This is a genomic window from Pseudomonas sp. GM49 (assembly GCF_000282355.1).
Taxonomy (GTDB): Bacteria; Pseudomonadota; Gammaproteobacteria; order Pseudomonadales; family Pseudomonadaceae; genus Aquipseudomonas.
In genome coordinates, this window is sequence record NZ_AKJL01000038.1 from 1 (window position 1) to 26,041 (window position 26,041).

At 60.0% G+C, this 26,041-nt stretch carries 23 protein-coding genes; 16 read left to right on the plus strand and 7 right to left on the minus strand.

Annotated features, from left to right (window positions below):
- Positions 1-1,067, minus strand: a 1,067-nt coding sequence (gene bioF / locus PMI29_RS25740; protein ID WP_007994373.1) for an 8-amino-7-oxononanoate synthase, incomplete at its 3' end; no start/stop codon positions are given.
- A gap of 173 nt (positions 1,068-1,240) precedes the next feature.
- Positions 1,241-2,296: a biotin synthase BioB gene (bioB, locus tag PMI29_RS25735; RefSeq protein ID WP_007981424.1), complete on the minus strand. Its 1,056-nt coding sequence runs from the start codon at positions 2,294-2,296 to the stop codon at positions 1,241-1,243.
- A gap of 93 nt (positions 2,297-2,389) precedes the next feature.
- On the opposite strand from bioB, the gene PMI29_RS25730 reads away from it, so the two are divergent.
- From PMI29_RS25730 to rarD, 5 genes are all read left to right on the plus strand, one after another.
- Positions 2,390-3,130 (plus strand): ComF family protein, encoded by a 741-nt coding sequence (locus PMI29_RS25730; RefSeq protein ID WP_007994375.1) that lies wholly within the window; start codon positions 2,390-2,392, stop codon positions 3,128-3,130.
- A gap of 63 nt (positions 3,131-3,193) precedes the next feature.
- Positions 3,194-3,958: a TOBE domain-containing protein gene (locus PMI29_RS25725; RefSeq protein ID WP_007994377.1), complete on the plus strand. Its 765-nt coding sequence runs from the start codon at positions 3,194-3,196 to the stop codon at positions 3,956-3,958.
- Between the two features lie 66 nt (positions 3,959-4,024).
- The gene (locus PMI29_RS25720; RefSeq protein ID WP_007994382.1) at positions 4,025-5,926 is read left to right on the plus strand and encodes a PhoX family protein; all 1,902 of its coding nucleotides are present in this window, start codon (positions 4,025-4,027) and stop codon (positions 5,924-5,926) included.
- A gap of 196 nt (positions 5,927-6,122) precedes the next feature.
- A complete protein-coding gene (locus tag PMI29_RS25715) occupies positions 6,123-7,097 on the plus strand; it encodes a serine/threonine protein kinase (protein WP_007994384.1) in 975 nt (324 codons plus the stop codon).
- A 205-nt stretch (positions 7,098-7,302) separates the two neighbouring features.
- The gene (rarD, locus tag PMI29_RS25710) at positions 7,303-8,190 is read left to right on the plus strand and encodes an EamA family transporter RarD (protein WP_007994387.1); all 888 of its coding nucleotides are present in this window, start codon (positions 7,303-7,305) and stop codon (positions 8,188-8,190) included.
- A gap of 216 nt (positions 8,191-8,406) precedes the next feature.
- Here rarD and PMI29_RS25705 read toward each other — a convergent pair whose 3' ends face one another.
- Positions 8,407-8,925, minus strand: a complete 519-nt coding sequence (locus PMI29_RS25705) for a glycine cleavage system protein R (RefSeq protein ID WP_007994389.1) — start codon at positions 8,923-8,925, stop codon at positions 8,407-8,409.
- A 568-nt stretch (positions 8,926-9,493) separates the two neighbouring features.
- Here PMI29_RS25705 and PMI29_RS25700 point away from each other — a divergent pair.
- On the plus strand, positions 9,494-11,671 hold the full coding sequence (locus PMI29_RS25700; protein ID WP_007994391.1) for a malate synthase G: 2,178 nt from the start codon (positions 9,494-9,496) through the stop codon (positions 11,669-11,671).
- Between the two features lie 74 nt (positions 11,672-11,745).
- Here the strand turns inward: PMI29_RS25700 and PMI29_RS25695 are convergent, their stop codons facing one another.
- Positions 11,746-12,657, minus strand: a complete 912-nt coding sequence (locus PMI29_RS25695; protein WP_007994393.1) for an EamA family transporter — start codon at positions 12,655-12,657, stop codon at positions 11,746-11,748.
- Positions 12,658-13,018: 361 nt separating this feature from the next.
- Complete coding sequence (locus tag PMI29_RS25690) at positions 13,019-13,477, minus strand: response regulator (RefSeq protein WP_007994395.1); 459 nt, start codon at positions 13,475-13,477, stop codon at positions 13,019-13,021.
- Positions 13,478-13,731: 254 nt separating this feature from the next.
- On the opposite strand from PMI29_RS25690, the gene PMI29_RS25685 reads away from it, so the two are divergent.
- The 8 genes from PMI29_RS25685 to PMI29_RS25650 all read left to right on the plus strand — a co-directional run bounded on the left by PMI29_RS25685 (position 13,732) and on the right by PMI29_RS25650 (position 22,974).
- Positions 13,732-15,672 (plus strand): putative nucleotidyltransferase substrate binding domain-containing protein, encoded by a 1,941-nt coding sequence (locus PMI29_RS25685; protein WP_007994397.1) that lies wholly within the window; start codon positions 13,732-13,734, stop codon positions 15,670-15,672.
- Positions 15,669-16,376, plus strand: coding sequence for a 3'-5' exonuclease (locus PMI29_RS25680; protein WP_007994399.1), 708 nt, complete (start codon positions 15,669-15,671; stop codon positions 16,374-16,376). Before PMI29_RS25685 ends, PMI29_RS25680 begins: the two co-directional genes overlap by 4 nt.
- A gap of 225 nt (positions 16,377-16,601) precedes the next feature.
- Positions 16,602-17,120 carry an RNA polymerase sigma factor gene (locus PMI29_RS25675; RefSeq protein ID WP_007994402.1) on the plus strand — a complete coding sequence of 173 codons (519 nt, stop codon included), beginning with the start codon at positions 16,602-16,604 and terminating at the stop codon, positions 17,118-17,120.
- On the plus strand, positions 17,117-18,091 hold the full coding sequence (locus tag PMI29_RS25670) for a FecR domain-containing protein (protein ID WP_007994404.1): 975 nt from the start codon (positions 17,117-17,119) through the stop codon (positions 18,089-18,091). The genes PMI29_RS25675 and PMI29_RS25670 overlap by 4 nt, the downstream gene beginning before the upstream one ends.
- Positions 18,092-18,334: 243 nt before the next feature.
- Entirely contained in the window at positions 18,335-20,779 is a 2,445-nt protein-coding gene (locus PMI29_RS25665; RefSeq protein WP_007994405.1) for a TonB-dependent siderophore receptor, read from the plus strand.
- Positions 20,780-20,851: 72 nt separating this feature from the next.
- Complete coding sequence (locus tag PMI29_RS25660; protein WP_033051998.1) at positions 20,852-21,982, plus strand: PepSY-associated TM helix domain-containing protein; 1,131 nt, start codon at positions 20,852-20,854, stop codon at positions 21,980-21,982.
- The gene (locus PMI29_RS25655) at positions 21,979-22,158 is read left to right on the plus strand and encodes a hypothetical protein (protein ID WP_007994407.1); all 180 of its coding nucleotides are present in this window, start codon (positions 21,979-21,981) and stop codon (positions 22,156-22,158) included. Before PMI29_RS25660 ends, PMI29_RS25655 begins: the two co-directional genes overlap by 4 nt.
- Before the next feature lie 186 nt (positions 22,159-22,344).
- Positions 22,345-22,974 carry a glutathione S-transferase family protein gene (locus PMI29_RS25650; protein ID WP_007994408.1) on the plus strand — a complete coding sequence of 210 codons (630 nt, stop codon included), beginning with the start codon at positions 22,345-22,347 and terminating at the stop codon, positions 22,972-22,974.
- Positions 22,975-23,022: 48 nt separating this feature from the next.
- On the opposite strand, the gene rloA2 is transcribed toward PMI29_RS25650, so the two are convergent.
- Positions 23,023-23,529, minus strand: a complete 507-nt coding sequence (rloA2, locus tag PMI29_RS25645; protein WP_033051999.1) for a retropepsin-like aspartic peptidase RloA2 — start codon at positions 23,527-23,529, stop codon at positions 23,023-23,025.
- A 164-nt stretch (positions 23,530-23,693) separates the two neighbouring features.
- Between rloA2 and PMI29_RS25640 the strand changes: the two genes are divergently transcribed.
- The gene (locus PMI29_RS25640) at positions 23,694-24,581 is read left to right on the plus strand and encodes an acyltransferase (protein ID WP_007994410.1); all 888 of its coding nucleotides are present in this window, start codon (positions 23,694-23,696) and stop codon (positions 24,579-24,581) included.
- A 1-nt stretch (position 24,582) separates the two neighbouring features.
- Here the strand turns inward: PMI29_RS25640 and PMI29_RS25635 are convergent, their stop codons facing one another.
- Entirely contained in the window at positions 24,583-25,149 is a 567-nt protein-coding gene (locus PMI29_RS25635; protein ID WP_007994413.1) for a DUF2780 domain-containing protein, read from the minus strand.
- Between the two features lie 287 nt (positions 25,150-25,436).
- Between PMI29_RS25635 and PMI29_RS25630 the strand changes: the two genes are divergently transcribed.
- Complete coding sequence (locus PMI29_RS25630) at positions 25,437-26,030, plus strand: fasciclin domain-containing protein (protein WP_007994415.1); 594 nt, start codon at positions 25,437-25,439, stop codon at positions 26,028-26,030.
- Positions 26,031-26,041 lie beyond the last annotated feature (11 nt).

Consider the following 26,041-nt stretch of genomic DNA (forward strand, 5'->3'; position numbering starts at 1 on the left):
CCCCTGCCGGCGGGCACGGTGGGCGGGCGAATCGCGGTCACCATCAACCCGCGCTCGCGCAGCATTTGCGAAAGGCGTACCGCACGCCCGGCATCGCCGATCATGATCGGCTGGATCGGCGTGAAGCTGTCCATGAGTTCCAGGCCAATCTGTTCGGCACCGTGGCGGAACTGGCGGATCAGCGTCTGCAAATGCTCGCGGCGCCAGTGTTCGCTGCGCAGCAGTTCCAGGCTTTTCAACGTGGCGCAGGCCAGCGCCGGTGGCTGGCTGGTGGTGTAGATGTAGGGACGGGCAAACTGAATCAGACTTTCGATCAGCTCTTCGCTGCCAGCCACAAAGGCACCCGCCGTACCAAAGGCTTTGCCAAGCGTGCCGACCAACACCGGAACATCATCCTGGCTCAATCCGAAATGCTCGACGATGCCGCCACCGTTGGCACCCAGCGGTCCAAAACCATGGGCATCGTCGACCATCAACCAGGCGCCTTTGGCCTTGGCTTCTCGGGCCAGCGCTGGCAAGTCGGCAATATCACCGTCCATGCTGAACACGCCATCGGTGACCACCAGCGTATTGCCGGTGGCTTTTTCCAGGCGTTTGGCCAGGCTCACCGGGTCGTTGTGCAGATAACGATTGAACCGCGCGCCGGACAATAGCCCCGCGTCGAGCAGAGACGCATGATTGAGCCGGTCTTCGAGCACCGTATCACCCTGCCCCACCAGCGCCGTGACCGCACCGAGGTTGGCCATATAACCGGTGGTGAACAGCAGCGCGCGCGGGCGACCGGTCAGGTCGGCCAACGCTTCTTCCAGGGCATGGTGCGGGGCGCTATGGCCGATGACCAGATGTGATGCCCCTCCACCCACACCCCACTTCGACGCGCCAGCACGCCAGGCTTCGATCACTTGCGGATGATTGGCCAGGCCCAGGTAATCGTTGTTACAGAACGCCAGCAACGGCTGGCCATCGACCACCACTTGCGGCCCCTGCGGGCTTTCAAGCAGCGGGCGCTGGCGATAGAGATTTTCGGCACGACGGGCAGCAAGGCGTGCGGCGAGATCGAAAGACATGCAGGCCTCGAAGTTCAGATCACAGAAATCAAAATGAATGCGATCCCTGTGGGAGCGAGCTTGCTCGCGATGGCGGCTTCACATTCAACATTGATGTCGACGGACCTGACGCTATCGCGAGCAAGCTCGCTCCCACAGGGGTTTTGCATTCATTCAGTGGACGCAGTGGTTGCTCAAACCGCCGCGTTATAGAACTGCTCGCTGCTCTTCTGCTCCACCAGCGCCTGCTCGATCGCTGCCTGATGCACCTCGTCGGCGTGCTCTTCGCGGGCTTCCGGCAGGATGCCCAGACGCGAGAACAGTTGCATGTCCTTGTCGGCCTGCGGGTTGGCGGTGGTCAGCAGTTTTTCGCCGTAGAAAATCGAGTTGGCACCGGCAAAGAACGCCAGGGCCTGCATCTGTTCGTTCATGGCTTCGCGGCCGGCGGACAGGCGCACGTGGGATTGCGGCATCAGGATGCGCGCGACCGCGAGCATGCGGATGAAATCGAACGGGTCGACGTCGTCGGCATTTTCCAGCGGCGTACCGGCGACTTTCACCAGCATGTTGATCGGCACCGACTCCGGGTGCTCCGGCAGGTTGGCCAGCTGGATCAGCAGATTGGCGCGGTCGTCCAGCGACTCGCCCATGCCGAGAATGCCACCGGAGCAGATCTTCATCCCCGAGTCACGCACATAGGCCAGGGTTTGCAGGCGCTCGCTGTAGGTGCGGGTGGTGATGATACTGCCGTAGAACTCAGGCGAGGTATCGAGGTTGTGGTTGTAGTAGTCGAGGCCGGCCTTGGCCAGCGCTTCAGTCTGCTCCTGATCCAGGCGACCGAGGGTCATGCAGGTTTCCAGGCCCAGGGCTTTCACGCCTTCGACCATCTTCAGTACGTAGGGCATGTCCTTGGCCGACGGGTGTTTCCACGCCGCGCCCATGCAGAAGCGGGTCGAACCGATGGCCTTGGCGCGAGCGGCCTCTTCGAGAACCTTCTGCACTTCCATCAGTTTTTCTTTTTCCAGGCCGGTGTTGTAGTGACCGGACTGCGGACAATATTTGCAATCTTCCGGGCAGGCGCCGGTTTTGATCGACAGCAGGGTCGACACCTGGACGCGGTTGGCGTCGAAATGCGCACGGTGCACCGTCTGCGCCTGGAACAGCAGGTCATTGAATGGTTGAACGAAGAGTGCTTTGACTTCGGCCAAAGTCCAGTCATGACGCAGGGTTGCAGTGGTGCTGGCACTCATGGGCGTTTCCTTTGAATTATGCTTTGGCAGGCGGCCGGGTAATGGAATTTCACAGCCGCTTCACAGATGTTTCGGCATATTTAAGGAAGAGCGATGCGCTGTCAACCACGATACAAAGGACCGGTTTACATCTGGTTAAAAAACAAACAATCATGCTTGCTGTGCGATGAAACGGCCGACGGCATCCCTCCTGTCTGCACAGTCTGCGAAATCGAGTTGCCCTGGCTCGGCGATCACTGCCAGACCTGCGCCCTGCCGCTCCCGGCCGCAGGCCTGACCTGCGGCCAATGTCTGAAGCAGCCACCGGCCTTCGAACAAGTGATTGCACCCTGGACCTACAGCTTTCCCGTAGACAGCCTGATCACCCGCTTCAAACACAACGCAAAGTGGCCATTTGGCCGCCTGCTCGCCGAACTTCTTGCTCAATACCTGCAACATCGCTTCGAAGACGATCTGCTGCGACCTCATGCGCTGATCCCGGTGCCGCTGGCCAACCGACGCCTGCGCCAGCGCGGATTCAACCAGGCGGCGATGCTGGCTCACTGGTTGAGTACCAGTCTTGATATCCCTTGCGACGAACGATTGCTACTACGAACCCAGGACACCGACGCCCAACAGGCCTTGAACGCCGAAGCCCGCCGAAACAACCTGCGCAATGCTTTCTCCCTGGCGCCTGGCGCGGTCGTCAATGGCCAGCACCTGGCCCTGATCGACGACGTCCTGACCACCGGCGCCACGGCCCAGGCCCTGGCTCGCCTGCTGATAGAGGCTGGTGCGGCGAGGGTCGACGTCTATTGCCTGGCCCGCACACCAAAACCCGGCGAGACACCCTGACTTGACTCGCGCGGTCCAAGCGGCCAACGTCCTCACCACCGTCACCACCCAAAGCGACTAGCCATGTCTTTGCCAACCTTGCTGTCCCAGCACATTGTCCGCCGTCCGCAGCGCATCGCCCTGCTGCAGCACATCGCCGAACAAGGCTCGATCACCCGCGCGGCAAAAAGCGCGGGCCTGAGCTACAAGGCTGCCTGGGATGCGATCGATGAGCTGAACAACCTGGCGCAGAAGCCGCTGGTGGAGCGGATTGTCGGCGGCAAGGGCGGCGGCGGTGCGCGCCTGTCCAACGAAGGTGAGCGGGTGTTGCGCCTGTACCAGAAGCTGCAAGCCTTGCAGGCCCAGGTGCTGGAAGCTGCTGAAGACGCGAGCGACCTCGACCTGCTCGGGCGTCTGATGCTGCGCACCAGCGCGCGCAACCAGTTGCACGGCAAGGTGGTGGCGATCGAACCTCAGGGGCGCAACGACCTGATTCGCCTCGAAGTCGCCGAAGGCGTGATCGTCGACGCGCAGATCACCCACGACAGCACCGAGCGCCTGGAGCTGCAAATCGGCACCGAAGTCGTGGCATTGATCAAGGCCGGCTGGCTCGATGTGCTGGAAATCGATTCAGCCGAAACGCCGGGAAACAATTGCTTCAGCGGCACCATCGAGAAGATTCTCGACGCAGACGATGGCCCCAGCGAAGTGCGCATCACCCTGCCCAACGGCCTGACGCTCTGCGCCCTGGACGAACCGAGTCATTTGCAAGCATTGGGGCTGACGGGCGGCAAGCCGGTGCGCGTGGAGTTTTCGCCGTCCAGGGTACTGCTGGGCACGCCGCTTTAAGCAAAACTGCAACAAAAGGTTCATTACTCACCATTAAGGTGTCTGCAAAACCGCAGGGAGCCTGAAATGAGTCTATTAGAAGAAAACCAGTCCACCGACCTCGAAAACATGGTCGGCCTCAGCCGTCGCGGCTTCATCAGCGCGGGCGCCCTGTGCGGCGCCGCGATGTTCCTCGGCGGCAACCTGCTGAGCCGCAGCGTGATGGCAGCCAGCGTCAGCGCCGGTAACAGCCAGTTGTTGGGTTTCGACAGTATTGCCGCCGCCACAAGCGACACCATCACCCTGCCACCGGGCTACAAGTCCTCGGTGCTGATCAGCTGGGGCCAGCCTCTGCACAAGAACGGCCCGGCGTTCGACCCAAGCGGCAACGGCAGCGCCGAACATCAGGAAGCCCAGTTCGGCGACAACAACGACGGCATGAGCCTGTTCGAATTTCCCGGCGAAAAAGACCGGGCGCTGATGGCGATCAACAATGAATACACCAACTATCGCTACCTCTACGCCCACGGCGGCATGCCGCAATCGGCAGAGGAAGTGCGCAAGGCTCTGGCCTGCGAAGGTGTGTCGGTAATTGAAGTGCAGCGCAAGAACGGCCACTGGCAGTTCGTCCAGGGCTCGCGCTACAACCGCCGCATTCACGGCAATGCACCGATCAGCCTGAGCGGCCCGGCCGCCGGACATGCCCTGCTGAAAACCGCCGCCGATCCCCACGGCAAGAACGTTCTCGGCACCTTCCAGAATTGCGCCAACGGCAAGACACCGTGGGGCACCTATTTGACCTGTGAAGAGAACTTCACCGACTGCTTCGGCAGCAGCAACGCCGAGCAGAAATTCGACCCGGCACAAAAACGCTACGGCGCGGTGGTGACCAGCAAAGAAATCAACTGGCATCAACACGACGAGCGCTTCGACCTGGCCAAGAACCCCAACGAGCTCAACCGTCACGGCTGGGTGGTGGAAATCGATCCATTCGATCCGCAGTCGACGCCGGTCAAACGCACGGCCCTGGGCCGCTTCAAACACGAAAACGCGGCCCTGGCCGAAACCGGCGATGGCCATGCCGTGGTGTACATGGGCGACGACGAGCGCGGTGAGTTCATCTACAAATTCGTCAGCCGCGACAAGATCGACCACAAGAACCCCAAGGCCAACCGCGACATTCTCGACCACGGTACGCTGTACGTGGCGCGTTTCGATGCGGGCGACGGCAACGCCGATCACCCGAAAGGCCAGGGTGAATGGATCGAACTGACCCACGGCAAAAATGGCATCGATGCCAGCAGCGGTTTTGCCGATCAGGCCGAAGTACTGATCCACGCCCGTCTCGCCGCCAGTGTAGTAAAAGCCACGCGCATGGATCGCCCGGAATGGATCGTGGTCAGCCCCAAGGATGGCCAGGTTTACTGCACGCTGACCAACAACGCCAAACGTGGCGAAGACGGGCAACCGGTGGGCGGGCCGAACCCGCGGGAGAAGAACGTCTACGGGCAGATCCTACGTTGGCGCACCGAGCGCGACGATCACGCCTCGCACACCTTTGCCTGGGACCTGTTTGTAGTGGCCGGCAACCCGGGCGCACATGCCGGTACGCCAAAAGCCGGGTCCTCGAACATCACGCCGCAGAACATGTTCAACAGCCCGGACGGCCTGGGCTTCGACAAGGCTGGACGCCTGTGGATTCTGACCGACGGTGATGTGAGCAACGCCGGAGACTTTGCCGGCATGGGCAACAACCAGATGCTCTGTGCTGATCCGGCGACCGGCGAAATTCGCCGCTTCATGGTCGGGCCGGTGGGCTGCGAGGTGACCGGGATCAGCTTCTCGCCGGACCAGAAAACCCTGTTTGTCGGGATCCAGCACCCGGGTGAAAACGGCGGCTCCACCTTCCCCGAGCATCTGCCAAACGGCAAGCCGCGGTCTTCGGTGATGGCGATTACTCGCGAGGATGGCGGAGTCGTCGGCGCCTGACAGCCCTCTTCGCGAGCAAGCCCGCTCCCACATTTGACCGAGTTAATTCAGAAGACTGCGGTCGAATGTGGGAGCGGGCTTGCTCGCGAAGGCGTCATCCCGGACAACACTCATATCAAGCCCAAACACTATAGAAGCCCCGTCTGCGCTACCATGCCTGGCCGGACGCAGCAGCCTGCTGCGCGCAGGAGTCAGCATGGCCCACCCGTTTGAAACCCTCACACCAGACCTCGTGCTCGATGCCGTCGAAAGCATCGGCTTTCTCAGCGACGCGCGCATCCTGGCGCTCAACAGCTACGAAAACCGCGTCTATCAAGTTGGTATCGAAGACGCCGAGCCGCTGATCGCCAAGTTCTACCGGCCGCAACGCTGGACCAACGAAGCGATTCTGGAGGAGCACCAGTTCACCGCCGAACTCGCCGACTGCGAGGTGCCGGTCGTGGCGCCGTTGATCCACAACGGTGAAACCCTGCATGAACACAACGGTTTCCGCTTCACCCTGTTCCCCCGCCGTGGTGGCCGCGCACCGGAGCCAGGCAACCTCGATCAGCTGTATCGCCTGGGCCAGTTGCTCGGACGCCTGCATGCGGTCGGCTCGACCCGGCCGTTCGAGCACCGTGAAGCGCTGGCGGTAAAAAACTTCGGCCATGACTCGCTGGCCACGTTGCTCGACGGCAACTTCATCCCCCGCAGCCTGCTGCCGGCCTACGAATCGGTGGCCCGCGACCTGCTCAAGCGTGTGGAAGATGCCTACAGCAACACCCCGCACCAGAACATCCGCATGCACGGTGACTGCCACCCCGGCAACATGATGTGCCGCGACGAGATGTTCCATATCGTCGATCTCGACGATTGCCGCATGGGCCCGGCGGTTCAGGACATCTGGATGATGCTCGCCGGCGATCGTCAGGATTGCCTGAGCCAGCTGTCGGAACTGATGGACGGCTACAACGAATTCCACGACTTCGACCCGCGCGAACTGGCCTTGATCGAACCGCTGCGCGCCTTGCGCCTGATGCATTACAGCGCCTGGCTCGCCCGCCGCTGGGACGATCCGGCATTCCCCCGCAGTTTTCCGTGGTTCGGCACCGAGCGTTATTGGGGTGATCAGGTGTTGGCGTTGCGTGAGCAGTTGGCCGCACTCAATGAAGAGCCGCTGAAACTCTTCTGACAAACACAGACCCCATGTGGGAGCGGGCTTGCTCGCGAAGGCGGTCTATCAGTTGAAACATGAAGTGACTGACACCACGCCTTCGCGAGCAAGCCCGCTCCCACAGGTACTGTGTTCACAAATACCCAACCTATTCAGTCAGGACATTCGCCGACAAATCTCCTTACAATCCCCTCTTTGTTAGCTGCCTAAGCAAGGATTCTGCATGCAAGCCGCCAACCCGCGTCGCGGGTACATTCTGGGCCTGAGTGCCTACATCATCTGGGGACTTTTCCCACTTTATTTCAAAGCCATCGCCAGCGTGCCCGCCGTGGAAATCATCATCCACCGGGTACTGTGGTCGGCGCTGTTCGGCGCCTTGTTGCTGATGGTCTGGAAGCATCCCGGCTGGTGGCGCGAGCTGCGGGAAAACCCGCGACGGCTGGCGATCCTGGCCCTGAGCGGCGCACTGATCGCGGCCAACTGGCTGACTTACGTCTGGTCGGTGAATAACGGACGCATGCTGGAGGCCAGCCTCGGTTACTACATCAACCCGTTGGTGAACGTGTTGCTGGGCATGCTGATCCTCGGCGAACGGCTGCGGCGCATGCAATGGATTGCCGTCGGTCTGGCGGCTGTGGGTGTGGCGCAGCAGGTCTGGCAAGTCGGCAACCTGCCGTGGGTGTCGCTGGTGCTGGCATTGACCTTCGGTTTCTATGGCTTGATTCGCAAACAGGCGCCGGTCAAGGCGCTGCCGGGGCTGGTGGTGGAAACCTGGATGCTGGTGCCGATTGCCCTCGGCTGGTTGTTGCTCAATCCGACGGCCAGCAGCGCCCAGGCCGAATTCTGGACCACCTCCGAAGCCTGGTGGCTGGTGGCAGCAGGTCCGATCACACTGGTGCCGCTGGTCTGTTTCAACGCTGCCGCACGGCATTTGCCCTACACGACACTGGGCTTTCTTCAGTACCTGGCGCCCACCCTGGTATTGCTGCAAGCGGTACTGCTGTTTGGCGAGCACCTGTCGTCCAGCACCTTGGTAGCGTTCATGTTTATCTGGGCCGGTCTGGCGATTTACAGCGTCGATGCGTGGATAAGTTTGCGCCGCCGCAGCTGATCAAAAAACGTACAAACCGCTGCAGACCACGTTTCCCGTGGCCTGCAGCATTCCTTCCCAAGGTTATCCACAGCGTGATCCCCGCCGATTGTGCGCAAGTGGCTGAAACTGCTGGTTTTTTGATCAGTTTCTGGCAAGCCCCGGCCGGCGTGGCCTGGCGGGGGTGTCTCTACAGGTTATCCACAGGCCGGTGCACGTTTAACCTGGATAACCTGATCAGGGTTCACTGCGCAGCACCAACTCAACCATCAGATCGTCAGCCAGGGTCTCCAGGCGCGATTGCAGCACGTCCAGCGACAGCGTCAGCGGGACGGCAAGAATCGCTTCGGCATGGAACAACGGCTCGCTGCTCATTGGTGCCGGGCGCACTTCGGTGACCAGTCGCTCCAGGCTCACTCCCTGCTCACTCAACAAGCGTGTGATGTCACGCACGATCCCCGGACGATCATTGCCCACCAGTTCCATGGCGATCGGCTTCCAGGTGCAGGATTGTTCGATGCTGCTTTCGGCGACCAACACGCGAATACCCTGGGCGGACAAGCCCTGCAAGGCGTCGACCAACTCATCGTAAGCCTCGGCCGGTACGCCCACCCGCAGAATGCCGGCGAATTGACCGGCCATGCGCGACATGCGGCTTTCCAGCCAGTTGCCGCCGTGTTCGGCAATGCATTGGGCAATGCGCTCGACTTGCCCGGGCTTGTCCGGAGCAAAAACGGTGAGTACGAGATGGTCCATGGCGCAGCCCTCTGGTCATGTTTTTTGTTATGGAAAAACAAGTATAGGCAAGGGATGGGAGGTGTCTGGGCAGATCCGGAATCAAAGGTGAATCGACTGCCCTCTTCGCGAGCAAGCCCGCTCCCACAGGGTCATGCGCAGTCCTTGTGGAAGCGGGCTTGCTCGCGAATGCGGGCACCGCCGATCCGGCAGGCCCAACAAATCGTGTACAAGTTTTGATATTTAACTGGAACAATCTAATGGTTTTTTGAGAACATCACGCTCCCCGACGTGACCGCAATGCGTCATGGGGTCGCAGAACGACGTAATTAGTCTAATTTTCACAACCGCAATTCATCATGTAGTATGCCGCAGCGCGCACTACATAATGTTGGATCGATGTCTGCCGCAGGCACGTTCGCAACCCTGAAAGCCCTGTCAGCAAGGCCCCAAGCCGTTGATTGGTCCCAACCCAGCCGCCTGTCATGGGCATGTACTGGTAGAGGGGTTTGTGGTTTAAATGGCCAAAGGCTTCATTGTTAAATTGAAGAGCTGAAAAGCGAAATAGCTGAGCAGAGTGAGGCAAGCAATGACTGAACACGTTCAAGTCGGTGGCCTGCAGGTCGCCAAAGTCCTGTTCGACTTCGTGAACAACGAAGCCATTCCCGGTACCGGCCTCACCGCCGATAAGTTCTGGGCCGGTGCCGACAAGGTCATTCATGACCTGGCGCCGAAGAACAAAGCCCTACTCGCCAAACGCGATGATTTCCAGGCTCGTATCGATGGCTGGCACCAGGCGCGTGCCGGTCAGGCGCATGACGCCGTGGCTTATAAAGCCTTCCTGCAAGACATCGGTTATCTGCTGCCAGAAGCGGCCGATTTCCAGGCAACGACGCAAAACGTCGATGACGAAATCGCCCGCATGGCCGGCCCACAGCTCGTGGTGCCGGTGATGAACGCCCGCTTCGCCCTCAATGCCTCGAACGCCCGCTGGGGCTCGCTGTACGATGCGCTCTACGGCACCGACGCCATCAGCGAAGCCGACGGCGCGGAAAAAGGCAAAGGCTACAACAAGGTTCGCGGCGACAAGGTCATTGCCTTCGCCCGCGCCTTCCTCGACGAATCGGCGCCTTTGGCGGCCGGCTCCCACGTCGATTCCACCGGCTACAAGATCGTCGACGGCAAACTGGTGGTCGCCCTTAAAGGCGGCAGTAACACCGGCCTGCGCAACGACGCGCAACTGATCGGTTTCCAGGGCGATGCCGCTGCACCGACCGCGATCCTGCTGAAAAACAACGGCCTGCATTTCGAAATCCAGGTCGACGCCAGCACCCCGGTCGGCCAGACCGACGCAGCCGGCGTCAAAGACATCCTGATGGAAGCCGCACTGACCACCATCATGGACTGCGAAGACTCCGTCGCCGCCGTCGATGCCGATGACAAAGTGGTGATCTACCGCAACTGGCTCGGCCTGATGAAGGGCGATCTGTCGGAAAGCGTCGCCAAGGGCGGCCAGACTTTTACCCGTACCATGAACGCCGACCGCACCTACACCGCAGTCGATGGCAGTCAACTGAGCCTGCACGGTCGTTCGTTGCTGTTCGTACGTAACGTCGGTCACCTGATGACCATCGATGCCATCCTCGACAGTCAAGGCAACGAAGTGCCGGAAGGCATTCTCGACGGCCTGGTGACCTGCCTGTCGGCGATCCACAACCTCAACGGCAACAGCTCGCGCAAGAACAGCCGCACTGGCTCGGTCTATATCGTGAAGCCGAAGATGCACGGCCCTGAAGAAGCGGCGTTCACCAACGAGCTGTTCGGTCGCATCGAAGACGTGCTGGGCCTGCCACGCAACACCCTCAAAGTCGGGATCATGGACGAGGAGCGTCGTACCACAATCAACCTCAAGGCCTGTATCAAGGCGGCGAGCGAGCGTGTGGTGTTCATCAACACCGGTTTCCTCGACCGCACGGGCGATGAAATCCACACCTCCATGGAAGCCGGCCCGATGGTGCGCAAGGCGGACATGAAGGCAGAGAAATGGATCGGCGCCTACGAAAACTCCAACGTCGATATCGGTCTGAGCACCGGCCTGCAAGGTCGCGCGCAGATTGGTAAAGGCATGTGGGCCATGCCGGACCTGATGGCTGCGATGCTCGAACAGAAAATCGCTCACCCGCTGGCCGGTGCCAACACCGCCTGGGTACCGTCGCCGACCGCTGCTGCCCTGCACGCGCTGCACTACCACAAGGTTGACGTGTTCGCCCGTCAGGCCGAACTGGCCAAGCGTGCCCACGCTTCGGTGGACGACATCCTGACCATCCCGCTGGCGGTGAACCCGCAGTGGACCGCCGAACAGATCCAGAACGAACTGGACAACAACAGCCAGGGCATTCTCGGTTATGTGGTGCGCTGGATCGACCAGGGCGTTGGTTGCTCGAAAGTGCCGGACATCAACGACGTCGGCCTGATGGAAGACCGTGCAACGCTGCGTATTTCCAGCCAGCACATCGCCAACTGGCTGCGTCACGGCATCGTCACCGAAGATCAGGTCATGGAAAGCCTCAAGCGCATGGCGCCGGTGGTTGACCGCCAGAACGCCGGTGATGCGCTGTATCGTCCGCTGGCCCCGAACTTCGACAGTAACATTGCCTTCCAGGCAGCCGTCGAACTGGTGGTCGAAGGCACCAGGCAGCCAAACGGCTACACCGAGCCGGTTCTGCACCGTCGGCGTCGCGAGTTCAAGGCGAAGAACGGGTTGTAAACCAGCTCCCTCCACAGCAATCCCCCGATTGAAAAACCGGGGGATTTTTGTTTCTGCTTCCTGCAAATGCGGAACTAGCTCCTGAAACGCAACGCGTTTGCAGCGATGTGGCGGCCTATTCTCGATGCATTCATAAACAAGGCAATTCCAAGGACCGTGATTATGAGAGCAAACAGTTTTCCGCCACCAATGGGTTCGTCGAGTACATACCACGAGGTCAAAATACCCGATATCGGAACAATCACTGACAACGGTGCAACCTGGCTCGCCGGATACTTCTCAATCATTCGGTTCCAAACCCAATACCCGAATACCGTCGCCACATAGGCCTGGAACAGGACAGATGCCAGCACCGGAGCAGTTATGTCCGTTAGCAACGACTGGAAAGGTGCTGCACCCTTGACCCAGTAAGTCATCAGATATAGAGGCGGTGTTGCATACAGACTCGACCAAACGACAAAGGAAAATATATCAACCACCTTGCTTTTCTTGACCAGTACATTGCACAAACTCCAGAACAATGCACCGAGGAGTATCAGAAAAAGGCCTATGCTTTCGGCATAACCGTCCGTTACATGAATAATGAACATCAGCCCCAGCAACGCCATGAGAATACCAGCCAAGTGTATTCCCGTCATTCTCTCCCCAAACAGCAATACTCCCCAGATGACCGTGAAAAATGCACTGAATTGCAAGAGTAAAGATGTCACGCCGGCACTGACACCAAGAAACATGCCATAGTTCATCAGCCAGCACATTCCGATACCAAACAACAAACCGTAGACTATAGTTACAAAAGTACTGACACCCTTCGGTTTCGGGATGAAGAACACCAATGGCAATGCACAGAAAGTAAAGCGCAACGCTGTCAATATGAACGGATCGATACCGTCAAGACTGATATCAATTACCGTATAATTACTGCCCCACATGACTGTCACACCGATAATAAGTACAAGATCGCGAAATTCAATTTTCTTTATCATATCGTCCTCATTGCGACACACAACCACACAACCCAGGAAGAGTAATGACCTTTGTCGGTATTTTATTTGCAGGAACTAGCCGCAGACTGAATACACGACGACCATCGGCATACTCAATCCACTAAAAAGCGGAGTGCCAAACTGGTAACCTGGATAGTGCTACGACAGACTTTATTAAACCAGGCACAGCATCAATTAAATGCCTGCATTGGTTTTCAAGAAGCGAACGATAACGGAATAATCGAAAGAAGAAACAAGCTATTTGTGAGTAGGTTTTTCGCAGACCAACCAGATAAACTTAATTACAAGTTAAACTCACCAAAACAATTATAAGCCGTAACTAACAATTACAGGAGCCCCGTTATTTAATGCCCAATTCGCGTTTTACCAGTGTCAACAAGTGCCCGGCATCAATCGGCTTGAGCAGAAAATCCACCACGCTCAAATGCATTGCGGCGATCGCATCCTTTACGTCGGCGTCACCCGAGACAATGATGATTGGCAATGCCGCCCTTTCCGATTTGCGTACCTGACGGATCAGGTCCAAACCATCAACGTGGCCCATCCGCAGGTCGGTGATCAGTAAACCGATCGAGGGCTTTTTGATCTCTGCCTCGGTCACCAGGATCTTGAGTGCCGCTTCGCCACTGGCCGCCGTCATGCAGCGAATACCCTCCAACGCGAGGATCTCTGACAGTAGCGCCCGGGCGTCTTCATCGTCGTCGACGATCAGCACCCGTTGCTGCGGCAGGTCAGGTTCCAGCATGACGGCACTCAGCGCTTCGCGCTCGGCGTCGCTCAAAATATCGTGGTCGGACATGGCTTTCCCTATATGTTCAATACAAATCCCTGGCACAGCGGTGAGACATCGCTAAGCAGACCATCAATGTGCACCTCGTCGGATAATAGTCCAATAGGGGAGTAGAGAGGTTTTTCGCACACTTGCGTAGGGTTCTTCCGACATTTCAGCGCGCTAACCGCCTACCTAGACTTACGTCCAATGGGCACCCCGGCCACAGGGGTCGACCATGTCAGGGTCATCCGACAACAACAATTCAAAAAAAGACTGCGGTAATGGTTATGAGTAAAGCGGACGCCTTCACACAGGCAGGGAAAACCGCGGTGTTGCAGAACATCCAGGGCACGTTGCAATTCCTTCAGCGCTTCCCGCCCTTCAACCAGATGGAACACGCTCACCTGGCGTATCTGGTCGAGCAATGTCAGCTGCGTTTTTACGCCCCCGGCGAGAGCATCATCAAACCCGCCGACGGCCCGGTCGAGCACTTCTATATCGTCAAGCAAGGCCGGGTCGTGGGCGAGCGTCCGCATACGGCAAAAGGTGGCACCGAAACGGTCTTCGAAATTACCACTGGCGAGTGTTTTCCCCTCGCGGCGTTGTTGGGTGAACGGGCGACCCGTACCGAGCACCTCGCCGGCGAAGACACCTTTTGCCTGCAACTGAACAAGCCGGCGTTCATCCGTCTGTTTTCGCTATCGGACACCTTCCGCAACTTCGCCCTGCGCTGCGTCAGCAGCCTGCTGGATCAGGTCAACCAGCAAGTGCAGCAAAAAGCCGTGGAAACCCTTGGCACCCAATATTCGCTCAATACCCGACTGGGTGAATTGGCCATGCGTCACCCGGTAACGTGCAACCCGCAGACGCCGTTGCGCGAAGCCGTGACGTTGATGCACGAACAACAGGTCGGCAGCATCGTGGTGGTCGATGAACTCAAGTCGCCGCTGGGGATTTTCACCCTGCGCGACCTGCGTCAGGCCGTGGCCGACGGCAGCAGTGATTTCAATGAAGCCATCGAAAGGCACATGACCCGGGCGCCGTTTTTCCTGTCGCCGGATCACAGTGCCTTCGACGCGGCGATTGCCATGACCGAGCGGCACATCGCCCATGTCTGCCTGGTCAAGGAGCAACGCTTGTGCGGCGTAGTCTCGGAGCGCGATCTGTTTTCCCTGCAACGGATCGACCTGGTGCACCTGGCGCGCACGATCCGCAATGCCCAGAAGGTGGAAAACCTGGTGGCGCTGCGGGGCGAAATCGGTCAACTGGTCGAGCGCATGCTGGCCCACGGCGCGTCTTCGACGCAGATCACCCACATCATCACCTTGCTCAACGACCACACCGTGTGCCGGGTGATCGAACTGACCCTGGCCGAAAAAGGCGACCCCGGCGTGCCGTTCAGCTGGCTGTGTTTCGGCAGCGAAGGCCGTCGCGAGCAGACCCTGCATACCGATCAGGACAACGGCATTCTGTTCGAAGCCAAGGATGCCGCCCATGCCGCCGAGATTCGCGGCAAGTTGTTGCCCATTGCCCAGCAGATCAACCAAAGCCTGGCGCTGTGCGGCTTCACCTTGTGCAAGGGCAATATCATGGCCGGCAACCCCGAGCTGTGCCTGTCCCGGGTCGAATGGGCGCGGCGCTTTGCGGCGTTTATCCGCGAGGCAACCCCGGAGAACCTGCTGGGCTCGAGCATCTATTTCGATTTGCGCGTGGTCTGGGGCAGCGAGCAAGGCTGTGAGCAGTTGCGTCGGGGCATTCTCGATCAGGTCGGCGACAACCGTTTGTTCCAGCGCATGATGGCCGAAAATGCGCTGCGCAATCGCCCGCCCGTAGGGCGTTTCCGCGAATTCGTGCTGGCGCGCAAAAATGGCGAGAAGGCCACCCTGGATTTGAAAGTTCAGGGGCTGACCCCGTTTGTCGATGGTGCCCGGTTACTGGCCCTGGCCCATGGCATCGAGGCCAACAACACACTGGAGCGTTTTCGCCAGTTGGTCGCCAAAGAGGTCATCGAACCCCTGGACGGCGCCGCGTACGAGGAGGCCTATCACTTCATCCAGCAAACCCGCATGCAGCAACATCAACTACAGACCCGGGAGAACTTTCCCTATTCCAATCGGGTCGATCCCGACAGCCTCAATCATCTGGACCGGCGCATCCTGCGTGAGTCTCTGCGTCAGGCCCAACGCCTGCAGAGCAGCCTGACCTTGCGGTATCAGTTATGAGCCTGTTTTCATGGCTGCGCCCACCGAGCCCCACCCTGCCCGCCGACCTGCAACATCGCCTGGAACGCTTGCCAGCCGCTGCCGCCTTGGGCGAATGCAGCCTGCGTGAGCAGCGCTGGGTGGTGCTCGATCTGGAAACCACCGGGCTGAACCTGAACAAGGATCATGTGTTGTCCATCGGCGCGGTAGTGATCGAGGACGGGGCCATCGACTTTCGCCAGCAGTTCGAACGCACCCTGCAATATCCACAAGTGAAACTCGGCCCCAGCGTGCTGATCCACGGCATTGGCCCCAGCGCCATTGCAGCGGGCAGCGACCCGGCGCAAGCGCTGCTCGACTTGATGGAATACGTCGGTGAAAGTCCGGTGCTGGCCTTCCACGCGCCGTTTGACCAACACATGCTCGGACGTGCGCTGAAAGATCATCTGGGTTTCAAGTTGCAGCACCCGTTTCTGGATGTGGCGGACATTGCACCGCTGCTATGCCCGCAAGCACACATTCGCGAGGCCGGGCTGGACGATTGGATCGACTGGTTCAAGCTCGAAGTCTTCGAACGCCATCACGCCAGCGCCGACGCCCTGGCCACCGCTGAACTGGCGCTGATCCTGTTCAGCCGCGCGCGGCAGCAGCAGATACATAGCCCGTTGAATCTGCAACAGCGGTTGAGTCAGTGGAAGCGTCGGCAACAAGCCCCGTCCTTCTGACCCATACGCCATCCCTGTAGGAGCGAGCTTGCTCGCGAAAAATCGTCAGGCACCTCGGTCTTGCCAGAAAAACGCGTCATCGTTGGCGATTTTCGCGAGCAAGCTCGCTCCTACAGGGGCCTCGCCAAATTCCCACCCGACCAACGCCAATTGCTTACCTCCCTCGCCTCTGCGACAATCGCGAACAATTCTCGTTAGTTAATATTTCCCAATCGGTGATGCGGCGTGTCGTCAGTTCCAAGCCCTCAAAGTGAGCTCGTCGGTGCGTTATATCGCGACCATCGCGGTTGGCTATTGGCCTGGCTTCGACGCAACGTCGCCTGCCCACAGCGGGCCGAAGACCTGAGCCAGGACACTTTCGTACGTTTGCTGGGCCGCGAGGAACTGAAGGTCCCGCGCGAGCCGCGGGCGTTTCTGGTGGCGATCGCCAAGGGCCTGCTGTTCGATTATTTCCGCCGCGCCGCACTGGAACAGGCCTACCTCACCGAATTGATGCTGATTCCCGAAGCCGAACAACCGTCGGTGGAAGAACAACAATTGATCCTCGAAGACCTGAAAAACATCGACCGCTTGCTCGGCAAGCTTTCCAGCAAGGCCCGGGCGGCATTCCTCTACAACCGTCTCGACGGCCTAGGCCATGCGGAAATCGCCGAGCGCCTGGGGGTGTCGGTGCCGCGGGTGCGCCAGTACCTGGCCCAAGGCATTCGCCAGTGCTACATCGCGCTGTACGGTGAGCCGACATGAACCCGGTCAGTTCCAAACCAGTATCGGCCAACGTGCTGGACGCGGCGATTGCCTGGCAGCTGTCCATGGACGGCGCCAACCCGGTAGAGCGCGAAGAATTCGCCAAGTGGCACGCGGCCCACGAAGAGCATGCCCGCGCATGGCGCCAGTTGAGCATGCTCGACCAACGTTTCAGCGTGGCCAGCGGCCCGGCCCGCACTGCCCTGCTGCAATCGCGCGAAGGCATTCGTCGGCGGGTGCGCAAGCTCGGCAATGGCGTGGCGAGCGTGGTGGCCGTGATCGGCCTGGCGCTATTTGCCGGGCCACGTTACCTGCCGATCGATTACTGGCTGGCCGACCAGCGCACCGCCGTTGGCGAGCAGCGCACCCTGCGCCTGGCGGATGGCACGCTGGTCAATCTCAACACCCACAGTGCCCTGGATGTGCGCTTCGATGAAAAGCAGCGGCGCATCGTGCTGCAGGAAGGCGAAATCCTCGTTGAAACCGGCCATGGCGATCCCCGGCCATTCATCGTCGAAACCCGTGACGGCAGCATGCGCGCGCTGGGTACGCGATTTCTGGTCAAGCGCGAGGAACAAGGCACGCGCCTGAGTGTGTTGCAGTCAGCGGTGGCGGTTCACCCTGAGTCCAGCCCTGACGAACAGGTTCTGCGCGAAGGCCAGCAGGTGCTGATCCGCAACAACGGCCTGGGTCCGGTTGGGGCCATCAACCTCGGCGCGGATGCCTGGACCCGCGGCATGCTGGTGGTGGACAACACGCGGCTGGAAGATCTGGTGCATGAAATCGGCCGCTATCGACCCGGTTACGTCGGGGTCGCACCGGAAGTGGCCGACCTGCGCATCACTGGCAGCTTCCCGCTGCGCGACACCGACCTGGCACTCAATGCCCTGCTACCAACCCTGCCGGTGCAGATTGAACAGCACACGCAATGGTGGGTGAAGGTGGTGGCCAAGGCCGACAACAAACCCTGAAAAGCATTGTGCCTGATCAGCCGCTATCGCGAGCAAGCTCGCTCCCACATTTTGAAATGCATTCCAATGTGGGAGCGAGCTTGCTCGCGATGACGGCCTACGACGCCCCACAAAAACCGGTTTGACCCAATACCAGCCGCAACCGACTTCTGAATCGAAATAATTTTCATCCCGCCCTATCACTTTTTGATTTTCGTTCGGCACACAGGCAATTGAGAAATATTTCCATTCAGGAGCCGCTGTATGCCCCGTTCGCTAGACTCCCTGATACGCCGCAGTTTGCTGGCGGTCGCCATTGCCCTTTTTACCCCTTTGGCCAGCAGCCAACTGGTCGCCGCTGAACAGGCGGCCAGCGTCCGCGCCTACAACCTGCCGGCCGCACCTCTGGCCAGCACCCTGAACCAGATTGCCAGCCAGGCCGGTTTGGCTCTGTCGTTGAATCCATCCCTGGCGGCAGGCAAGACCTCGGCCCCGGTCAAAGGCCAGTTCGACGCGGCCGGCGCCCTGCGCGAAGCCCTGCGTGGCACCGGCTTGCAACTGGAGCAGAGCAATGCGGGCACCTACAGCCTGGTGGCCGTGCCCGAGGGCGTGATGGACCTGCCGGCAACCAGCGTGATCGGCGTGGAAGATACTGAAAGTGCCTGGGGCCCGGTACAAGGCTACACGGCCAAGCGCACCGCCGCCGGCACCAAGACCGACACCGCGCTGGTCGAAGCACCGCGTTCGATTTCGGTCGTCACTCGCGAGCAAATGGACGACCGCAACGTACACACCCTCGATGATGCCGTGCGCTACCTGCCGGGCATCACCGCCAGCAGCTTCGGCAGCGACACCCGCACTGACTGGTTGCGCGTGCGGGGTTTCGAACCGACTCAATTCCTCGACGGCCTGCCACTACCAAAAGGTGTGTACGCCAACCCGAAACAGGAAACCTGGAACCTCGACCGCCTGGCGCTGTTGCGCGGCCCGGCCTCATCCGTGTATGGCCAGACCCCGCCCGGCGGCCTGCTGGACATGGTCAGCCGTCGCCCAAGCGCCGAAGCCAGCAGCGAGATCCAGTTGCAATACGGCAGCGACAATCATCGCCAGATCAACTTCGCCAGCACCGGCAAGATCGACGACGAAGGCCAGTTCCTCTACAGCCTCAGCGGCGTCCTGCGCGACGGCGGCACGCCGATCGACCACATCGATGACAAGCGCTACAACATTGCGCCGAGCCTGACCTGGAACATCGACGAAGACACCAGGTTCACCCTGCTCACGCAGTTCACCCGTGACGATACCGGTATCACCAGTCAGTTCTATCCGATCCAGGGCACCAAGATCGACATGCCGTTCGGCGAAATCTCCCACCACAAGAACCTGGGTGATCCGAACTACGACTTCTACGACCGTACCTACTACGCGCTGGGTTATACCTTCGAACATCGCCTGAACGATGTCTGGCAGTTCCGGCAGAACCTGCGCTACACCAAGTCGGAGCTGTCGTTCCAGGCCGTGACCGTCAACAGCTACGACCCTGACTTTGCCGACCTCGGGTTTGTCGTCGACGATCAAGGCAACACCGGCCGTGGCACCACCAATGTCGACGAAGACATCGCCCAATTCGCCGTGGACAACAACTTCCAGGGCGACTTCGTCACCGGCGACGTCACTCACACCTTGCTGATCGGCCTGGACCACCAACGCAACACCACCAACTTCCTGTCGATCTTCGGTACCGCGCCGGGCATCAACGTCAACAACCCGATCTATGGTTTGCCGATCGAGCGTCCGGCACGCTCCACGGCCTTCTACGACTACGAACAGAAGACCCAGCAGACCGGCCTGTACATCCAGGACCAGATGGCCTTCGACCAATGGCGCCTGACCCTGGGTGGTCGTGAAGACTGGGTCCACACTGGAACCACGTTCTTCAACAAGGGCGATGCCACCAACACCGAACGCGACAAGAACTTCAGCGGCAATGCGGCGATCAGCTACGTGTTCGACTCGGGCTTCGTGCCTTACCTGTCCTACGCCGAATCGTTCCAGCCGACCAGCAATGCCGTCGCCTCGCCGACCGAGTCGTTCAAGCCGACCGAAGGCAAGCAATGGGAACTGGGTATCAAGTACCAGCCACCGGGCAGCAACACGCTGCTGACGGCGGCCGTGTATGACCTGACCCAGAAAAACGTTTCCGTCACCAACAACGTGGGCAACGTGACAGTCACCAGCCAGACCGGCGAAGTGAAAGTCAAAGGCCTGGAGCTGGAAGCCGTTTCCGACGTGACCGAAAACCTCAAGGTCACCGCCGCGTACACCCTGGCCAAATCCGAAGTGCAAGATGGCATTTACAAGGGCAATCGCCTGCAGCTGATGCCTAACCAGCAAGCGTCGGTGTGGGGCGACTACACCTGGCACAACGGCGTGCTGGACGGCTTCGGCATCGGCGCCGGCGCGCGCTACACCGGCAACACCTACGGCGACCAGGCCAACACCTGGCTGGGCAAGGCCGGCGCCTACACAGTGTTCGACGCGGTGGTTCACTACGACCTCGGTCGCCTGGACAGCAGCCTCAAAGGCGCTTCGCTGGCCGTTAACGCGACCAACCTGTTCGACAAGGACTACATCTCGACTTGCGACAGCTTCTACTGCTACTACGGCGACCAGCGCAGTGTCGTCGCAAGTGCAACCTACAAGTGGTAACGCTCTGAGCTGACACGCCCAATGACCAGGCCGCCCTTTGTGGACGGCTTTGGTTTTTCTGAAGGCTATGAAATGAAAAGTAAAACAATTCGCCGCTGGTCCGCAGTTCATACCTGGACCAGCCTGATTTGCACGGTGTTCCTGTTGCTGCTGGCACTGACCGGCCTGCCGTTGATCTTTCACCACGAGATCGACCATTTGCTGGGCGATGCACCTGATGTGAAGGAAATGCCGGCGGACACTCCGCACCTGAATTTGCAGCAGTTGGTAGAAGCGGCCGGGAAATACCGTCCCGGTGAAGTCATGCAGTATTTCGGCTTCGAGGACGATGAGCCCAACGCCGTGCTGACCATCATGGCCGCGACCGCAGGCACCGAGCCGAACTCGTCCCACACCTTCATGCTCGATGCCCGTACCGGCGAAGCGCTGGAAACGCCATCGGCCAACGGCGGCTTCATGATGACCATGCTACGCCTGCACGTGGACATGTTCGCCGGCTTGCCGGGCAAATTGCTGCTGGCGTTCATGGGAATTCTGTTCGTGGTGGCGATCGTTTCCGGCGCGGTGCTGTACCTGCCGTTCATGCGCCGCTTGAAGTTCGCCACCGTGCGCCAGGACAAATCCACGCGCCTGCGCTGGCTCGATCTGCATAACCTGATCGGTGTGGTGACGTTGACCTGGGCCCTGGTGGTCGGCGTGACTGGCGTGATCAGTGCCTGCGCCGACCTGATCATTGCCGCCTGGCGCAACGACAGCCTGAGCGCCATGGTCGCGCCGTACCGCGATGCGCCGCCGCTGACGCAACTGGCGCCGGCCACTCGGTTGCTCGACATTGCCAAGGATGTCGCGCCGGGCATGCAGCCAGACTTCATCGCCTTCCCCGGCACGCGGTTTTCCAGTGAGCACCATTATGCGGTGTTCATGAAAGGCAGCACGCACCTGACCTCGCACCTGCTGACGCCGGTACTGATCGACGCCAGCACCCTGCAAGTCACTGCCGTAGCCGAACGACCGTGGTACATGGACGCCATGGGCATGTCGCAGCCGCTGCACTTCGGTGACTACGGCGGCATGCCGATGAAGATCCTCTGGGCGACCCTGGATGTGCTGACCATCATTGTGCTCGGCAGCGGTGTCTATTTGTGGGTGGTGCGGCGCAAGGCCGCCAGGCCTGTGCTGGAAAAAGTGGAGAGCGTGGCATGAAACCCCGGCAGTCGAACTTCTGGAGGGTCTTCTCGACGCCCACGGTAATCGCTCTGTTCAGCGCAGCCGGGCTGTTTTCCGCGCTGCTGGGGGATGGCGTTTGGGACGCCCTGAGCTGGGTTGGCCTGGGCATCCCGGCTGTCCTTGCCTTGCGCGGTCTGCTGCAACGCCGCTAAACCCTGTGGGAGCGAGCTTGCTCGCGATGGTCGTCAACGATGATGTTGGAAGACTGACACCCCGAGGTGTTCTCGGGTGCATCGCGAGCAAGCTCGCTCCTGCATGAGGTCTGCGTTTTTTGGGATATTGAGCTCCCGCTACAACACGCTATGCTGCCCGACACTGCCACTGACCGAGACGTTGCCATGTCCGCCCCGAGCATGACCCTGTACCACAACCCGCTTTCCCCATTCGTTCGCAAAGTCATGGTGCTGTTGCACGAAACCGGTCAGCAGAACCGCGTGGCGTTGCAAACCAGCGTACTCACCCCGGTCAACCCGGACCTGACCCTGATCGACGACAACCCCCTGAGCAAAATCCCGGCCCTGCGCCTGGCCGACGGCAACATCATCCACGACAGCCGGGTGATCCTCGACTACCTCGATCACCAGCACGTCGGCAACCCGCTGATCCCCCGCGAAGGCTCGGCGCGCTGGCGGCGCCTGACCCTCGCTTCGCTGGCCGACGGGATCATGGACGCGGCCGTGTTGGTGCGCTACGAAGTCGCCCTGCGCGCCCCGGAGAAACACTGGGACGAATGGCTCGACGGCCAGCGCGACAAAATTCGCCGCAGCTTGGCGCTGCTGGAGAAAGACGCCATTGCCGAGCTGACCTGCCACTTCGACATCGCTGCGATCAGCGTGGCCTGTGCACTGGGTTACCTGGACCTGCGCCATCCGGATCTGGATTGGCGCGAAGCCAATCCACAACTCGCGGCGTGGTATTTCGAGGTGAGTCAGCGGCCTTCGATGATTGCGACGATGCCCAAGCTCTAGGCACTCACACACTGAGATCGCCGCGCAAAGCTGTTTGCGTTTAAAAAATCAGCAATCCGGCTTGGCCGCCGTAAAGCGTCGGGCCGGGTTCACCGCCGCCCCGAACTCGCGCAACGCCTTGGCGCCGATCAGCAGCGGGTAGTTGAAGCTGCTGCGGTCGGTGAGGTTGACCTCCACGGTGCGCTTGACGCTGCCCAGGCACAGCTCCAGATCGACCACTGGACGCTTCGTCGGCGCGACGACTTCGCTGTCATCTTCCTCCTCTTCGGAGCGAGTCTTGATCTTGCTAATCCGCGCAACTTTGTGTTCGTAGACTTTGTTGCTCGCATCCTTGGTGCCGAGGCGGAAACGCACCCAGTCTTCGCCGTCACGCTTGAAGGTTTCGATGTCCTTGGCCGACAGCGACGCGGTCAGTGCACCGGTGTCCATTTTCGCCTTGAGGACCTGCCCGCCGATTTCCGGCAGGGCGATGTATTCGTAACGCCCATAGAGGGTCGGCTCGGCGGCCATGACCGGCAGGGCGATGAGGGAGAGCGCTGCAAGTAGGGATTTCACGTAATGGGCTTCCATGAGAGTGAACAGCGGGATTTTAGACCGTCGTTCGCTTGATCGTTCCCACAAGGTTACCGGCCCAGAGGTGAAACATTCGTCACCCCCGATTTGGCCTGTCGCCCCAAGCTGCTTATCATGGCGCGCCCAACCGCTTCCACGAGTAACTTATGCGCCGTCTGCTCACCGGCTGTTTCGTGACCCTGCTGCTTCTGCTCAACACCCTGGTCCTGATCGGGCCGTTGATGGTGTTTGCCCTGCTCAAACTGGTCCTGCCAGGCCGTTTTCGCGATTACGCCTCATGGTCTGTGATGTGGATTGCCGAGACCTGGTCCGAGATCGACAAGCTGATCTTCCGCCTGTGCATCCCCACCCAATGGGACATTCGTGGCGGTGACGATCTGCGCCGTGACACCTCGTATCTGGTGATCAGCAACCATCAATCCTGGGTCGACATCCCGGCGCTGATTCAGACACTGAACCGACGGACGCCATTCTTCAAATTCTTCCTCAAGAAAGAGCTGATCTGGGTGCCCTTCCTGGGCCTGGCGTGGTGGGCGCTGGATTACCCGTTCATGAAGCGCTACAGCAAGGCATTCCTGGCCAGGCACCCGGAACTCGCGGGCAAGGATCTTGAAATCACCAGACAAGCCTGCGAACTGTTCAAGCGCCAGCCGGTGACGGTGGTCAATTACCTCGAAGGCACCCGATTTACGGCGGCTAAACGTGCCCAGCAGCAGTCACCGTTCAATCACCTGCTCAAGCCCAAGGCCGGCGGAGTGGCGTTTGTGCTGGCGGCAATGGGTGAACAGCTGGACGCGATTCTCGATGTGACGGTGGTTTATCCGCAACAGAAGATTCCGGGGTTCTGGGACTTGATCAGCGGCAATGTGCCAAGCGTCATCATCGATATCCGGACCCGCGAACTCGACCCGGAGCTGTGGCAGGGCGATTACGAAAACGATCCGCTGTTTCGCGAGAAGGTCCAGAACTGGGTCAACCAGCTCTGGATCGAGAAGGATCAGCGCATCGCTGAACTGAAAAGCGAGCGCCGCTGAATCAGCTACCGGTGCCGGTGCCGGTGCCGGTGCCCCAGATGCTGCCCAGGCTGCTCAGCAGCGTACCGCCGACACCCTGCTGACCGAGGTATTGCAGGAGCACCGGGGTAAACAGGCCGATCATGCCGCTGTCCATGCCCAGGGCGCTGAAGGCGTTGTTCAGGTCGTTGGTGTTCTTGACGTTGCCCAGGGCATTATCCAGCCCTGCAGCTTTGCCGCTGGAGCCGAGCAGACCGGCCAGTGCACCCAACTCACCGCCGCCCGAGAGCATGTCGATGCCCGGCACGCTTTTGGCCAGTTCCGAATAGTCGGTCGAACTCAACTGGTTCTTCGCCAGACCCAGCATCGCCCCCGCACCACCGAGGGCTTGCTGTGGGGTGATGTTCAATTGACTGAGGGTGCTCAGCAGGTCGGCTGTCTCCGAGGTCGGCGCGGCATCGGTCGCCGCATTGCCGCCCTTCATGCCGGAAATGGCATTGGCCGCATCGCTCAGGTTGAACTGTGCAAAGGCCGGGCTGACCGCCAGGGTCAAGAGCGATGCCAGGGCGAAACCGCGTGAAATCTTCATTCAGACATCCTCTATGAACACCGCCCGGCAATGGGCGGCGAAAAACTGTGCATTGGACTGATATCCCCGAGGATTGTTCCCAGCCCCCTGTAGGAGCGAGCTCGCTCGCGATGAACGTTAACGATAACGCGTACTTCCTGGGTCAACGCGTTGGCCTGGAGTCCTTCGCGAGCGAGCTCGCTCCTACATGAAAAAATTTCCCGACGCTGCATCCAGTCGAGTCCTGGCCACGTATATCAAGCACGGACAGACACTCCTGGCCGATTCTCATCACAAGGATCATCACCATGAAACGCACTTCGATCAAAACGCCATTGATTGCCAGCCTGCTGACCCTGGCCCTTGGTGGCGGACTCGCCTTGAACACCGTGCAAGCGGCGGACATGGGCCACGACACCGTCACGGTCGGCGGTCAGACCATGCTGCCGAGCAAGGACATCATCGATAACGCAGTGAACTCCGCCGATCACACCACCCTGGTCGCCGCGGTAAAAGCCGCCGGCCTGGTCGACACCCTCAAGGGCAAAGGTCCGTTCACCGTGTTCGCCCCGGTCAATTCGGCCTTCACCGCGCTGCCCGCGGGCACCGTCGACACCCTGCTCAAACCGGCCAACAAAGCCACGCTGACCCACATCCTCACCTACCACGTGGTCGCCGGGAAACTCGACATGATGACCCTGGCCGAGAAGATCAGGGCCGGTGGCGGCAAGGCCGAACTGACCACGGTTGCCGGCGGCAAACTGTGGGCAATGATGAACGGCCCGCACAACATCACCATCAAGGATGAAAAGGGCGACGTCGCTGACATCACCACCTACGACGTGTACCAGTCCAATGGGGTGATTCAGGTCATCGACAAGGTGTTGATGCCGAAAAGCTGAGCCATGCCGCC